The organism is Dyella humi, assembly GCF_044904605.1.
Lineage (GTDB): Bacteria > Pseudomonadota > Gammaproteobacteria > Xanthomonadales > Rhodanobacteraceae > Dyella_B > Dyella_B humi.
The window spans coordinates 1-13,693 of the sequence record NZ_JADIKI010000021.1 but is presented as its reverse complement, the minus strand read 5'-3'; the positions used below and the strand labels follow the sequence as shown (position 1 = coordinate 13,693).

Annotated in this window: 9 protein-coding genes and 1 pseudogene; 7 read left to right on the top strand and 3 right to left on the bottom strand. The window is 57.0% G+C overall.

From position 1 onward, the window contains the following. Nucleotides 1-19: 19 nt before the first annotated feature. Nucleotides 20-892, bottom strand: coding sequence for a DNA-binding protein (locus ISP18_RS00950; protein WP_380016115.1), 873 nt, complete (start codon nucleotides 890-892; stop codon nucleotides 20-22). Between the two features lie 87 nt (nucleotides 893-979). Here ISP18_RS00950 and ISP18_RS00945 point away from each other — a divergent pair, with 87 nt between their 5' ends. Next, on the top strand, nucleotides 980-2,128 hold the full coding sequence (locus ISP18_RS00945) for a tyrosine-type recombinase/integrase (protein WP_380016113.1): 1,149 nt from the start codon (nucleotides 980-982) through the stop codon (nucleotides 2,126-2,128). A gap of 58 nt (nucleotides 2,129-2,186) precedes the next feature. Here the strand turns inward: ISP18_RS00945 and ISP18_RS00940 are convergent, their stop codons facing one another. Then, the gene (locus tag ISP18_RS00940; protein WP_380016111.1) at nucleotides 2,187-3,092 is read right to left on the bottom strand and encodes a hypothetical protein; all 906 of its coding nucleotides are present in this window, start codon (nucleotides 3,090-3,092) and stop codon (nucleotides 2,187-2,189) included. Between the two features lie 24 nt (nucleotides 3,093-3,116). Next, complete coding sequence (locus tag ISP18_RS00935) at nucleotides 3,117-3,992, bottom strand: hypothetical protein (RefSeq protein WP_380016109.1); 876 nt, start codon at nucleotides 3,990-3,992, stop codon at nucleotides 3,117-3,119. Here ISP18_RS00935 and ISP18_RS00930 point away from each other — a divergent pair. The 6 genes and pseudogenes from ISP18_RS00930 to ISP18_RS00905 form a co-directional block, all read left to right on the top strand. Next, nucleotides 3,979-4,360 (top strand): annotated as a pseudogene (locus ISP18_RS00930) (Tn3 family transposase); the annotation flags it as partial. The gene ISP18_RS00935 and the pseudogene ISP18_RS00930 overlap by 14 nt on opposite strands. Nucleotides 4,361-4,781: 421 nt before the next feature. Then, nucleotides 4,782-5,567 carry a thioesterase II family protein gene (locus tag ISP18_RS00925; protein ID WP_380016107.1) on the top strand — a complete coding sequence of 262 codons (786 nt, stop codon included), beginning with the start codon at nucleotides 4,782-4,784 and terminating at the stop codon, nucleotides 5,565-5,567. A gap of 162 nt (nucleotides 5,568-5,729) precedes the next feature. Beyond that, entirely contained in the window at nucleotides 5,730-8,099 is a 2,370-nt protein-coding gene (locus ISP18_RS00920; RefSeq protein WP_380016105.1) for a penicillin acylase family protein, read from the top strand. Next, entirely contained in the window at nucleotides 8,096-9,829 is a 1,734-nt protein-coding gene (locus ISP18_RS00915) for a cyclic peptide export ABC transporter (protein ID WP_380016103.1), read from the top strand. Before ISP18_RS00920 ends, ISP18_RS00915 begins: the two co-directional genes overlap by 4 nt. Nucleotides 9,830-9,843: 14 nt before the next feature. Continuing rightward, nucleotides 9,844-10,185, top strand: coding sequence for a hypothetical protein (locus ISP18_RS00910; RefSeq protein WP_404559234.1), 342 nt, complete (start codon nucleotides 9,844-9,846; stop codon nucleotides 10,183-10,185). 156 nt (nucleotides 10,186-10,341) lie between these two features. After that, the coding region (locus ISP18_RS00905) for a condensation domain-containing protein (protein WP_404559233.1) at nucleotides 10,342-13,693 on the top strand (3,352 nt) is incomplete at its 3' end.

Sequence of the window (13,693 nt, the reverse complement as noted above, 5' to 3'; positions counted from 1 at the left end):
GTGCCACGCCATTGGCGTTTTAATGTTTCTTCTTTGCCACTTTCTTTGAGGCTGAATTCGATTTATCGCGACGTGTAGAAATCTGTTTGGGACGTTCCAATGTTTTGCGCCACTGCATGATCATGGCTTCCAGTGCGACAACGCGTCCAGTGTGATGCGCGGTCGCTTGCTCGGCCAGTCGCACCGCACCGCGGAGTTCCTCCTGTTGCGCGATAAGTTGGGCGACACGCTGACGAGCGTCGTACTGTTCGCGCTCCAGTCGCTGCTGCAAGTCCTTGATCTCCTGGCGTGCCTGATCGACTTGCTGGTGGGCCCGATCTTCCACGGTACGGGCGTGCTCCTGCACAGACGCATGCGCGGCACGTAGGGTGTCCAGGTTGGCCAGTTGCTGCGCGAGTTGCCGCTGCAGGTGATCGCGTTGTTGAAGGAGGTCAGCCACCTGGGTAGTCAATTGGTCCACCAGGGTTTGGCGTTCGCGCAGTTGCAGCTCGCTCTGCGCCAGTTTGGCTGCGCTGTCGAGCGCATTCGTCTGCGCTTCGGCGAGCGCGATTTCCCACAGCTTGCGCTCCTGGGTGAGGGCGGTTTGCGCGGCAAAGAGGGCGTTCTGCTCCGCGGTCAGCGCGGTCCGGGCGATCCCTTCGGCCTGGGCCACGGCGAGCCGCCATACCTCCGCGAAGCCCTGCGCCGCTTCGCTCGGCAGGTCCGGCAGCAACGCGTGGCCTTTCAAGCGCTGCGCCAATTGCTCCCACCATTGCTCTAGCAGCTGCCCGACCCGTGCGGGACTGCCGCGGCCGAGTTCCACGCGCACGCGTTCGACCGTGGGCCGTTCGCCCCGTGCCAGCACGGCGTCCGCGGCGGCAAACACGTCCGTTTCAGGTACCCCGATGGCCATGCCCTGCCCCTCCTCCAATTAGGTATGATAAGTAAACCTTATCCGATCTTATCTACTCAGAATCACTATTTAGATACGGTATACGTAATGAATAATACGTCCCTGGCACTGAGTAAGCTACCCGCCGCACTGGATCTGGCTTCGCTGGATGCCGCGAGCCAGGCGGCAGCGGCTGCCTTCGTGGCCGCCGGTACGCCGCCCAACACCGTGCGCAGCTACCGTAGTGCCCTCACCTACTGGAACAGCTGGCTGCAGGGTCGTTACGGATATGCGTTGGGTGAACAGCCGCTGCCGGTCGCGGCGACCGTCCAATTCGTGCTGGATCATCTGGCACGTCCCGCCGACGAGGGCACCTGGACGCACGAGTTGCCGCCGACGCTCGATGCGGCGCTGGTGGCCGCGGGCATCAAGGGCCATCTCGGGGCACTGGCGTACAACACGGTCAGCCACCGCCTGGCCGTGCTAGCGAGCTGGCACCGCGTGCATGACTGGGAGTCGCCCACTGAAACGGCCGCGGTCCGCAAATTGCTGCAGCGCGCCCGTAAGGCGCAGGTCCGGCGCGGCGTCACCGTGCGCAAGAAGACCGCTGCGGTAGCCGAACCGCTGCAAGCCTTGTTGGCCACCTGCACAGACGGCCGGCGTGGCGTGCGCGATCGCGCGCTCTTGCTGTTGGCGTGGAGCGGTGGCGGTCGTCGTCGCTCGGAAATCGTGGGCCTGCAAGTTTCGGACGTGCGCCGTCTGGATGCCGACACGTGGGTGTATGCCTTGGGCAGTACCAAGACCGATATCAGCGGTGTGCGACGCGAAAAACCCTTAAAGGGCGACGCCGCCCGCGCGCTTGCCGCCTGGCTGATGGCCGCGCCGGCGGCTGCGGGCCCCCTCTTCCGCCGCATGTACCGTGGCGACACCGTCGGCACTACGGCCTTGACCGCCGATCACGTGGCGCGGATGGTCCAGCGCCGCGCCAAACTTGCTGGCCTTGACGGTGACTGGGCGGCCCACAGTTTGCGCTCGGGCTTTGTCACCGAAGCGGTTCGGCAAGGCGTGCCGCTCGGCGAGGTGATGGCGATGACCGAACACCGCGGCGTCGGTACGGTCATGGGGTATTTTCAGGCGGGCAGCCTCTTGGCCAGCCGCGCTGCAAACCTGCTCGGCGCGCCACTGATGCCGGCCAGAGAGGATGCGATCTCCGCTAGGCGGCCGCCTCACCCTTCAGGATCAGGCGACACCAAATAGTCGTCGACTAAGGCGGAAGACTTGGCGCCGATGAGGCATGCCGTGGCAGCCATGTTCGTTACCGCATTTTCTGCTGCTCGGCCCATGTATCTTCATATGCGGCGTGAGCCTCCCATTGTTTTGCTATGCGATGGAGCATTGCACTGGTGCGTGGTGTTGCCGCTGCCTGGCATGCCCATTTTCGATAGGTCTCCGCAAAGGCTCGCTCTTGGACACCCCCTGCTTCAATCGATTTGGTATGCGCACCACGCATATTAAAGCGTTCGATTTCAATCGCACTCTCCGCATCCGTACTCTGCGTGGACTCAATCGCTAGACGAACAGCTCGGTGGGGCCAGCCGTTATCGTTCGAATCGAGGGGCGCATGCGCAAGAAGACGCCCAACTTGACGATCGGTGATCTCCAGCAACCCGCGATCCGAGGCAAGGCGACGCACTTTGACGATCCAGGTCGCGAGCATTCCAGCATCGACATCGTTTTCTTGAGTGCCAGGCAGCAAAACAAAGGTTGAAAGGATCGAATACGAAGCTCTGGCAATTGCCTGTTGGTGCTGGGTGATCTCGGCCTCCTCTTGGTCTTTTGAGCGGTAAACATTGGTGATAAATTCAAAAAAAAGCGCCGGATCTTTGGACAGCAATCGGTGGATGATAAGTTCATCGCGACTAAATCGAAAAGCTTCGATGTACTTAAACTCGCATGCTGCCACAAGCGCTGGCTCAGTATCCGCTGCGGTTCGCAAATAGGCAAAGACTTCTTTGAGATAGTAATTAAGCATTCCCGAATAACGCTCAGGGTTAGCGTTTAGCTCGGCAACCCCAAGTGTGAGCAGTTCGCAGATAACGACTGAAGTTAAGCGATTGAGATTTCGATGCATTGCGAATAAGGCACCCAAAGGTCGGCCTGATGCTGCAAATTTTTGACACGCAAAGCGAATCGCCGCGTCGTCACCGTCGGAAGGAAACATCTGCGTTACGCGCCAATACGCTGCCTAGACTGCATCTCCAGCCTCTGCGATCGCGCTCCATGTCGACGCCAAAGGCGGCCATCGTAAAAATACAAAGCTCGCCGCATCAGCCTGGAGATCTCCCCGTTGTGTTGCCTCAGCCACATACCGAACCATGCGGACTTGCCAAGCCTCGCCAAACTTCTGGTTAGCAATGCTCGATACCACACTCGTAAAGGGCGACCATAGGGATTCCATAGGAAGACTTTGTTCGACTAGGCAAGCAAAATCCTCAATCGGCCAGTCGATCTTGGCGAGACTCATCGCGATGCTAAGCGATGATGGCGCCGCCAATGCCAGCTCGATTAGTCGTGCAGTACCGTCGCTTGCCTTGATACTTTCCAAGGCATTGCGGCGTGCCAATTCGAACGCCGTATTGTCCTTGAACTCCATTTCAGCGTAGCCCGAGTCATCGAACAGCCACCTCAACCTACCGAGCGGGTCGATAGGCGCATGGCGGTCTAGAATTGTTCTAAATTCAATCAATTCGTCTTCGGGGATGGCCCACGGGGCATCGCTGAATCGTTCTTGGTGCTTGATAAGATCACGGAACGCTTGCCAGAGTGAGTCATCGGTTGACGGGGAAAGCGTCAAAAAATAGTCGTTGACGAGCGCAGCCAGACGCGACCTCGCGGCTTTTCCGAAACTAGTGGCGCGTTTGAGAAGTGATTTTAGGCGGACGGCATTTCCGAAGGCCATCACCAACGCCTTTTCTATGACGTAGGTATATCCATCTATGCGAACTTGGTCGTCGAATGCTTCCAACTGTTTGGGCAACACGTCGCGAACACGTGGCTCGCGCGTTGGGCTGCTGACGTCATGAGGTGCAGGAAGCAGTCCCTTGCGTGAACGCAGCGTCATTGACGTACTGTGTGATGTGGGGCACTGGACGAATTGGTACCGCCACTTCGGTCCAATCTCAGGATCGGAACCCAAAATTGATCAGCCTAAAGAACGCTATGTGCTGACGGCTTTTACCTACGGATGCAACTTGGGCCCCAACCAGGCAGCAAGACATTTTCGCGGCGCTATCACTTCGCACATGCTGTCGTTTGTCAATCGACGGCATATTGATGCCAACAAACTCGCTGCCGCGTGCCGCGATATTATCAACAGCTATGCGGGGCTGCAGTTACCCAATCACTGGGGCGATAGCAAGCGCGCCAATGTACGTCGAGAACACGTTGGCTTCCTATCACATCCGTTATGGTGGTTACGGCGGCATCGCCTGCCGGTCATGAGGCGCGTGAAACGAATAACCCATGAGCTTGGTTTAGATACTCTTAAAGAATGACTCCAGAACGTCTACGATAGACTAGTCGACTCGGTAAGCTGTCTGATACGGTAGCCACAAGGCCGCAGGGTTATGGAACAGAAGGCAACGCAACAAATATGACTCATTCCCTCCGTAAAAGCTTCCTCGGCTGCTTAATGCGCCGGCTATATAGTAACACTTGCCCACTGCACGTCCCCTCTCTCAACAGAATCACTCGGCCCATTGTCAAATCAGGCCAGGGCAATATGTTGATGCCCCTTCCTGTATTCGGCACCAGGAGCATCATACTGATCATTTTATTTGCCAGTCTGGTGGCATACGCTCTTAAGCCAGCAGCACCTTTCAGTGTGGCAAGCCTGGAAAGGTATTGATCAATGAACGATCGACGCCATACTGCACGGTGGTTGGTGCGGCAAGCATCTGAGATTCCGGCTCGCGCTCGCCTGATCTGCTTGCCTTATGCCTGTGGCACTGCCCGGGTGTTCCATGGCTGGACGAAGTCTTTGCGCGGGATTGAAGTTGTGGCCGTGGAAGCGCCGGGTAAGGGGGCGCGGGTTCTAGAACCACCCTGCACCAATCTCGATGATATTTGCCAAGCGCTGTTGACTGAGATGACGCCACTGCTTGAGCAACCCCTGCCCTACAGCTTCTTCGGTCACAGCTATGGTGGGCTCTTGGCCTACGAGCTCTGCAGCCGGCTGCAGGCAGCTGGAGCGGTCATGCCACAGCGTCTCCTGCTATCGGCTTGCGGTGCACCTTGGGCACGGGCTCCTCGCAGCTATTCGACGCTAGACGATGCAGCCTTCAAGGATTTGCTGCGCGAGTACAACGCAACACCCCCCGAAATCCTTGCTAACGACGCAATGCTCGATCTGTTGCTGCCGGGCCTACGTGCGGACTTTGTAATGGTAGAGAACTATAAGAGCAACTGGCCCCCGCTGCATGGGGTGGTCACGCATGTATTTTACGGCGCTGAAGACGATATTGCGGAAGAAGAGCTTTCCGCATGGCAGCAAGGCATAGATCTACTCATTAGCCTTGAATGCTTGCCTGGCGACCATTTTTTTATCCACGATGAAAGGGATGCGTTGCTCAAGGCCATCGCCCACCAGCTTTATGCCATTCCGGGGCGTACTCACTCTTTGACGGAGATCGCCTAAAACCCAAAACTGAGCGATGGAGTGCGCGTCTGATTGAATATGGGCGTGCGATCAAACTATGCGTTCTTCCGCAATGGCATCGTCATGTAGTGCGAAGATGCTTTGCTTTCTACCTTTCGAATAAGTGCTATGGAAGCTGCGTTTCCAGTCCTCAAGCGGTTTGTGCTATTCGTCTTCTTGCCGCTTGCGCTGTTGCTTACTGGGTTGTACGTCTATGGTCGCCTGGGGTTGCCGCCGCGTGAGCAAACGCTGCAGGTACCGGGAGGGGGGACGGTAAAGATCGTGCGCGACGAGCACGGCGTTCCGCGTTTGTTTGCGAATCGGGATGAAGATGTTTACTTTGCCATGGGCTATGTGCAGGCCCAAGACAGGTTGTGGCAAATGGAGCTGGAGCGACGCCTGGCCTCCGGCAGGCTGAGCGAGATCTTTGGAAAAGATCTCCTGGCTCAGGACAGTTGGATGCGTACGCTAGGGCTTCGGCAATCCGCTCAAAGCGCCTACTCTGCGCTCAGTGGGCCCGCGCGCAGCTCCCTTACGGCCTACGCTCGTGGAGTCAACGCTTGGTTGAGCGAGAGGCATCCACTGCCCTTTGAATTTACGATGTTCAACGTTCATCCGGGGCCATGGACCGAAATCGATTCTCTCGCCTGGAGTAAGGTTTTCGCCCTTGATCTGGCCGGCAATCTTGATCAGGAAATTGGAAAAGCCGCAGCTACGCACTATTTACTTCCGGAGCAGGTGCAGTTCTTCTTTCCAGGCAAGCGCGACACTTCAAGTGAGGAAGCTCCGACTCCTACGCTCGCCTCCTTAGCGTCGCTCGGAACATTTGCGCACAACCTCCATTTGAATTGGCAGATAGGCGGGCGCGAGGTTGGCAGCAATGCATGGGTGGTGTCCGGGCGCTATACCCTTGGTGGAGGGGCGCTGCTGGCCAACGATCCTCATTTAGGGCTGCAATTGCCTTCGATCTGGTATCCGGTCGTCCAGCATGGTGACCGTCTGCGTACACAAGGAATGAGCCTTGTTGGCCTGCCAGTTGTCATCTTCGGCCAAAACGGGCGCATCGCTTGGGGCGGCACCAGCATGATGGCCGATGTACAAGATCTCGCCATAGAGCGGTTCGATCCCAACGATCCCAATCGATACCTGGCCGATGGCAAATGGGTGCCGGTTGAGCAGGATGAGGAGCAAATCGCGGTAGCACCCGATTTTCCGGCATTCTTGCATCAAGCGCTGAAACCTGTGCAGATAGAAGTGCGACACACGCGCAATGGGCCGATCATAAGTGACTTGCGGGGGAAGGCTATCGGACAGCCTGTGGCACTGCGCTGGACCGCATTGCAGAAAGGCGATCGAAGTTATGAAAGCATGTACGCTGTCAGCTATGCCGAAGACTGGACTTCTTTTAGAGAGTCTTTTCGGCACTACGTGGCGCCGGCTCTCAATATGCTATACGCCGATCGTAACGGTAACATCGGCTACCTGGGCATCGGACAGATTCCCATACGGCAGCAAGGCGATGGCTCGCTTCCTGAGCCAGGCTGGGATTCCGCATTCGCCTGGCAAAGTTATATTCCTTTCGACGCAATGCCGATGCAGTACAACCCGCCCGAGGGGTACATCGTCTCAGCTAATGATCGTCCGGTGAGCGATAGCTACCCATATTTCATATCCAACGATTGGGCGCCGCCCGCGCGCGCGGATCGGATCAAGCAGATGCTGCAGCATGCGATTGCCTCCGGTCATCCTCTGACAATTAAGGATATGCAAGTAATCCAGACGGATGTAGTGAGTCTTTCGGCTCGACATCTGCTGCCCCAGTTAACGGCGCTTGCTCCTTCGGACGCCGACGAACGCCAAGCACTGGATCTGCTCAGGAACTGGTCGGGAAACATGACCGCATCGAGTACTCAGGCGGCGATCTTCAATGTATGGACGCGACATCTTGCGGACAAGCTTTTTGGCGATGCCCTCGTTAAAGACTGGACACGACGCCAGCAACAACAATACGTGCGCGACTTCCTGGAAGGTGCCAGGATCGATCAGATCGATCGTGCACTCACTGACGAACACGCGCTTTGGTGCCGCCCGCAAGCCCTGGAGACGGACGAACGTGCCTGCCGTAGGCTATTGCGAGTCAGCCTGGATGAAGCGTTATCGGAGCTGCACAAACGCCTGGGCGGGAACGAGACTTCCTGGCACTGGGGTGCCATCCACCACACCTTGTATGCGCACCAACCCTTCAGCAACATCAAGGGGCTCTCCTGGATTTTCGAGCGCCGCGTCGAGAGCGGCGGCGGACCGGATTGTATCGATGTATCGGGATTTTACCTCAGCGGCACAGATGGCTATGTCGGCGCCTTTGGCCCTAGTTCTCGCCAGCTCATCGAATTGGGGCCGCACGGGAGTCAGTACGAATACATGAATTCCACTGGGCAGTCCGGAAATTGGATGAATCCGCATTACGCAGACATGGTGCTGCCGTTTATGCGCGGCCAATATTTTTCCCTTGAAATGGGGGGCGGCAAATGAACCCGCGCCTGCGTGCGGATCGTCCCCGTAGCCGGGTTGGCCTCTTGTCGGGGCTTGGGCGCTTTGCGCCGAACAGGGTATTTTTCTCGGTGTTGCTGGGAGCGCTATCCGGGTGTTTGTATGCACTGGCGATCCCAATCATCCTGTCCTCGCTGCGCGAGCCCGATGACGGACTCACTTATGCCGGGGCGATTGTTACGCGGGTTGCCGGGATCGAGGTGAGTCATGTCAGGCTCGCTGCATTTTTCATGTTGCTCTGTGTCCTCATTCTCATCAGCAGGGCGCTAGCCGTGACTATCATGGCTAGGGTTTCCCTGGATCTCGCTACCAGATTGCGTAACCGGCTGTGTCGACGCATTGTTCGTTCCGCCTATCCACAGCTCGAGCTGCTTGGCCAAGCGCGGCTCATGGTAGCGGTAACTGATGATGTGCGCCGTATCGTCGCAGGCGCCGAAGTCGTCCCGCAGCTTCTCATTAATGGAGTAACGCTACTGGGGCTGCTTGCTTTTTTAAGCTACATCGATACGCGCATTTTCGTCTTCGTGCTGGAGGCCGTGGTATTTGGCATCATTACTTTTCAAATTCCGGTTCTGATCGCGAATCGGTACTTTCGTATAGCACGCCAACTGCATGACAGCGTGGAAAAAGGGGTAAGGAATCTTATCCTTGGCGTCAAGGAACTGCAGATCGATCGGCAAAAGCGCGAAGGATATTTTTCCCAGGTTCTTGAACCCTGCGACCGGAAGCTCCTGGCTGCGGAAAAGCGGGCAATGACCACACTTTTCATGGCCAACAGCTATGGCGATCTATTATTTTTTTTCGCCATCGGCACCGTCGCCTTCGTGTTCGTCAACTATCACGAGATTTCAAGCGGCGACCTGGTCGCCGTGGTAATGGTGCTGCTGTATATCACCGCGCCCATTACCGTTATCCTCAATATGCTGCCCAGAATGTCAATGGCCTCCGTGTCGCTCAAGAAAATCGAGGAAGTCCTTGGTGAGCTGCCGGAGGAGGACGAATTCGAACAGCCCCTTTGCGAGCGCCACTGGCAGGCCATCTCTTTCGATGATGCCAGCTATCGTCACCGTAACGATAAGGCGCACGATGCCTTTGTCGTAGGGCCGCTCAGTTTCTCGATACGAAAAGGGGAAATCACCTTTATCGTCGGAGGTAACGGCTCCGGCAAGTCAACTCTGTGCAAAATGCTGTCGCTGCACTATCCGTCGACTTCTGGTTGCATCACTTTCGGCGAGCATGCTGTCGACACAAGCAGCATTGATGATTTGCGTCAAGGCATCGCGACGATTTTCTCTGATTTCCACTTGTTCGACCGTCTGCTCTGCCCGGTAGATGAAGAAAAGCTGGTCTCGATTAATCACTATCTACGCGAGTTCGAGCTCGACAGCAAAGTGCAAGTACTGGACGGAGTATTTTCTACAACCGATCTTTCCGACGGTCAGCGCAAACGGTTGGCGCTGGTGGTTTCTTTTGTTGACAACAAGCAACTCTACCTACTTGATGAATGGGCCGCCGACCAGGATCCGGTTTTCAAAAAAGTGTTCTATACGGAAATCTTGCAAGACCTTAAAGCACAAGGAAAAGCCGTGGTGGTGGTAAGCCACGATGATCGCTATTTCCACGTCGCAGACCAACTACTCATCATGGAGGACGGCAAGCTCGTCGAGAAACGTCGGAAACCTGCTACCACTACGGCAACAGCGAATGTCTGAAGCGGGGTTTCGGCGTGAAACCGCGCGACCATCAGGCCAAAGGAGACAAGAAAGTGAGGGGGAGCAACCGCAGAGGAATGACCGTCGAGCGAGATATTGAGGTAGATCATTCGACTATGCGCCGCTGGTTACGCGAGATGTTGTTGATGCTAGAGAAGGCTTTTCGTTATTACAACCAAACAGTAGATCGCGCTCGGTGGGTGGACGACGAGACCATGATCAGGATCGTAGATGAATGGAAGAGTCTGTACAGCGTCGCCAATAAAGGTGCTCGAGTTGGGCCGTGCTCCAGGCATCAGGTATCAGATGCAAAAAGTGGCGTGCAACATGTAGATCAAGATTCTACAAATTGGTAATGCAGCGTTGAGTTTGCAAATTTAGCTTGATCGTGGTCACCACCCAGAATGGGACATCGCGATCAAAGCACGAATGTGACTTCAATTTTCCGGTGCTTTGCGAAGGAAATAAAAGGGGAATCCATGGGCTGTGCACAGGATGGAGTGGCAACGACGATGCTCGATGTCGCGCTTCAAAGGATTGACACTCGATCCGGCATGGCGGACAAGCTGGCGTTCACTTATCTCGATAACGGACAGGACGTCAGCGCAAGATTGTCTTTTGAAGAATTAGATCGCAGGGCTCGTTCGGTTGCAGTTCAATTGCAGTCCGTGACCCAGCGGGGAGACCGCGTACTACTCAGCTTTCCGCCCAGCATCGATTTTGTTGTAGCTTTTTTTGGCTGCATCTACGCTGGAGTCGTTGCGGTTCCGACGGCTCCGCCGTCCAACGCCCGCACAATGCCGCGATTGCTGGGCATCGTGGAGGATGCTCAGGCGCAAGTCATTCTTTCCACTGCTGCGGATATAGAGCGCTTGCAGAGATGGTTCGTTGCAACCGATGGGGCTGCAGAGGAAATTGTCTGGCTGGCCATCGAGGACGCACCGGCTAACTCAGACCCTTGGCGCCAACCGAATTTGAACGCCGATGCGCTGGTCTTCATGCAGTACACGTCCGGCTCGACCGGCCGACCCAAAGGGGTCATGGTGAGCCACCGCAGCCTGCTGGCTAATTTGACTCACATTCAAACTAGCTATGGTCTCCGACCGCGTGACACGTTGGTGTCGTGGCTGCCTCAGCACCACGATTTCGGATTGATCGGTTTTACTTTGCTGCCTGTGTTCACCGGCGCGCACACCGTGCTGTTCCCACCCGCGGTGTTTCTGATGCGGCCACTGCGTTGGCTGTCGTTGATCAGCCGCTACTGCGCACGGGTAACTGGGGCGCCGAACTTTGCCTTTGATCTCTGTGTCAAGCGTGTTTCCTCCGCAGACAAAACCGGTCTTGACCTGACATGCCTCGAACTCGCCATCAATGGTGCCGACCGCGTGCGCCCGCACAGCATGCGCCGATTTACCGACGCATTCCGCAACTGCGGCTTTAAGGCGGAATCGCTGACCCCTTCCTATGGACTTGCCGAATCGACACTTTTGGTATGTGCAGGCCGCGACCGTGGCTTGGATGATCTGCCTAAATCCCTCCAGATCAGCAAGGAAGCATTGAGACATGGAAGCGCCACGTCGCCGATGGCCGACGACGACATCACGGAACTGTTTTCATGCGGCCCGGTAAGTTCCGATTGGCATCACATCATCATCGCCGATAGCGTCAATGGGCAATCACTGGCGGAACGGCAAATCGGCGAGATTTGGGTGTCGGGGGCATCGCTGGGTAGCGGGTACTGGAACCAACCGGAGGCAAGTGAAAAAGCGTTCGGCGCAACGTCGCCTGGGGACGACCAGCGTTATTTACGTACGGGTGATCTGGGGTTCATCGCTGATGGGTGCCTGTATGTCTCCGGTCGCCTGAAGGAAATGATGATCTTTCAGGGGCGTAACGTTTTTCCGCACGATATCGAAATCACGGTAGAGGCCCTTGACGCCGCATTCCGCCCAAACGGCTGCGCAGCCTTTTCCGTAGAAGATGAACATGGGGCTGAACTGGTGCTGGTGCAGGAAGTTGAATCGCGCACCACGCCCAATTTTCCCGGGTTGATCGGCCGGGTACGCAGTGAACTGGCCGAGCGTCATGACGTATTCGATCTGGCTGCGTTGTTGCTGATCAAAGCAGGACAGCTGCCACGGACGTCCAGCGGCAAGATCCAGCGCGTCAAGTGCCGCGACCTCTATCTCTCTGGACAGATCGAAGCGATCTGGTCCTGGCGACGGGATGATGAGCCTACGGCCGTCTCCGCTGCCAGAGGCACGACGCGCGAGTGGGTGGCTCGCATTTGGCAGTCACTGTTGGGTGTTATGGAAATCGCGCCGGACGCGGATTTCTTTTCGATGGGAGGGCATTCGCTGTTAGCGTCCCAGATGGTCGCTTGCATCCGCGATGAATTCTGTATCGACCTCCCTCTGCGCGCATTCTTCGAAAACCCGAGCATCGAAGGACTAGCGACGGCTATTGAGCAACAATTGTGCTCGGATGAAGCACGAGATGTGCCGCCACCCTTGCGTTCCCTGGACCGCGATCAGCCATTGCGCCTATCCTGGTCTCAACAGCGGCTATGGTTTCTGGACCAACTGGATCGTGCGGCGAGCGTGGCCTACCACCTGCCGGCAGCGCTGCGGATAGAAGGTCCCTTGGATGTGCTGGCACTGCGTCGGGCGCTGGACCAAATCGTGGCGCGGCATGAAATTCTGCGCACGGTGTTTACAAACCAGGATGGCGTGCCGGTGCAGCGGCTGGATGCTGCGCAGACTGGATTCGCATTGCAAATCGTGGACCTGGGCGGACTGGACCGGGATTGGGCGCAAACGGAAGTAGTGCGGCGGGCGCAAGAGGAGAATCTAGCTCCTTTCGATCTGTCGCAGGGGCCGTTGGTGCGTGGCCAATTGCTGCAGCTGGCCAAGGACGAGCATGTATTGCTGATCACGCAACACCATATCGTGTCGGACGGATGGTCGATCAAAGTACTCATCCGTGAGCTAGGGGTTTTGTACGATGCATGCATGCGCGGTGAAGCCGATCCCCTGCCGCCGCTTCCCATTCAATACGCCGATTACGCCACATGGCAACGTGACTGGCTGCATGGGGAGGCTCTGCGCACGCAGCTGAAGTTTTGGACGACGCATTTGGCCGGAGCGCCGGCGATGTTGGACCTGCCGGCGGACCGACCGCGACCGGCAGTACAGAATTACCGTGGCGATCGTATTGAAATAAGCATGACGCCGGAATTGACGGCGGCCTTGCGACGGTTGGCGCAGGCGCATGGTGTAACGCTGTTCATGGTGCTGCTGGCGGGATGGTCGGCCTTGTTGGGACGACTGAGCGGACAGCAGGACATCGTGATTGGCACGCCGGTTGCGAACCGACAACGCACCGAGATCGAGCCGTTGGTGGGTTTTTTCGTCAACACCCTGGCGCTGCGCGTGCAACTGGACGATGCACAAACGGTGGCCGATCTGCTCGCCCAGATCAAAGCGACGGCATTGGGTGCCTATGCACACCAGGACGTGCCCTTCGAGCAGGTGGTGGATGCGGTCAATCCCCGGCGCAGCCTCGGCCAAAATCCCCTGTTTCAGGCGATGCTTGCCTTCAACAATACGCCTCAGGACGGTGATTTCCATCTATCCGGCCTGCGCATGTCCACGCTGGAAATTCAAAATCACACGACACACTTCGATCTGTCGCTTTCGCTGGAAGAAGAGGCGGACAGGGTGAAGGGGGCCTTGGTATATGCCACGGCACTGTTCGACGCCGCGACCATCGAACGGCACCGTGACTACCTGCTGCGGCTGTTACAGGCCATGGTGGCGGACGCGAACCAGCCAGTGGCGCGCATCGATCTGCTGCCTCCCGCTG

Coding starts and splice junctions, on each gene's coding strand:
- ISP18_RS00940 (WP_380016111.1), bottom strand. CDS start 3,092: ATGTTTCCTTCCGACGGTGACGACGCGGCGATTCGCTTTGCGTGTCAA.
- ISP18_RS00945 (WP_380016113.1), top strand. CDS start 980: ATGAATAATACGTCCCTGGCACTGAGTAAGCTACCCGCCGCACTGGAT.
- ISP18_RS00915 (WP_380016103.1), top strand. CDS start 8,096: ATGAACCCGCGCCTGCGTGCGGATCGTCCCCGTAGCCGGGTTGGCCTC.
- ISP18_RS00950 (WP_380016115.1), bottom strand. CDS start 892: ATGGCCATCGGGGTACCTGAAACGGACGTGTTTGCCGCCGCGGACGCC.
- ISP18_RS00925 (WP_380016107.1), top strand. CDS start 4,782: ATGAACGATCGACGCCATACTGCACGGTGGTTGGTGCGGCAAGCATCT.
- ISP18_RS00935 (WP_380016109.1), bottom strand. CDS start 3,992: ATGACGCTGCGTTCACGCAAGGGACTGCTTCCTGCACCTCATGACGTC.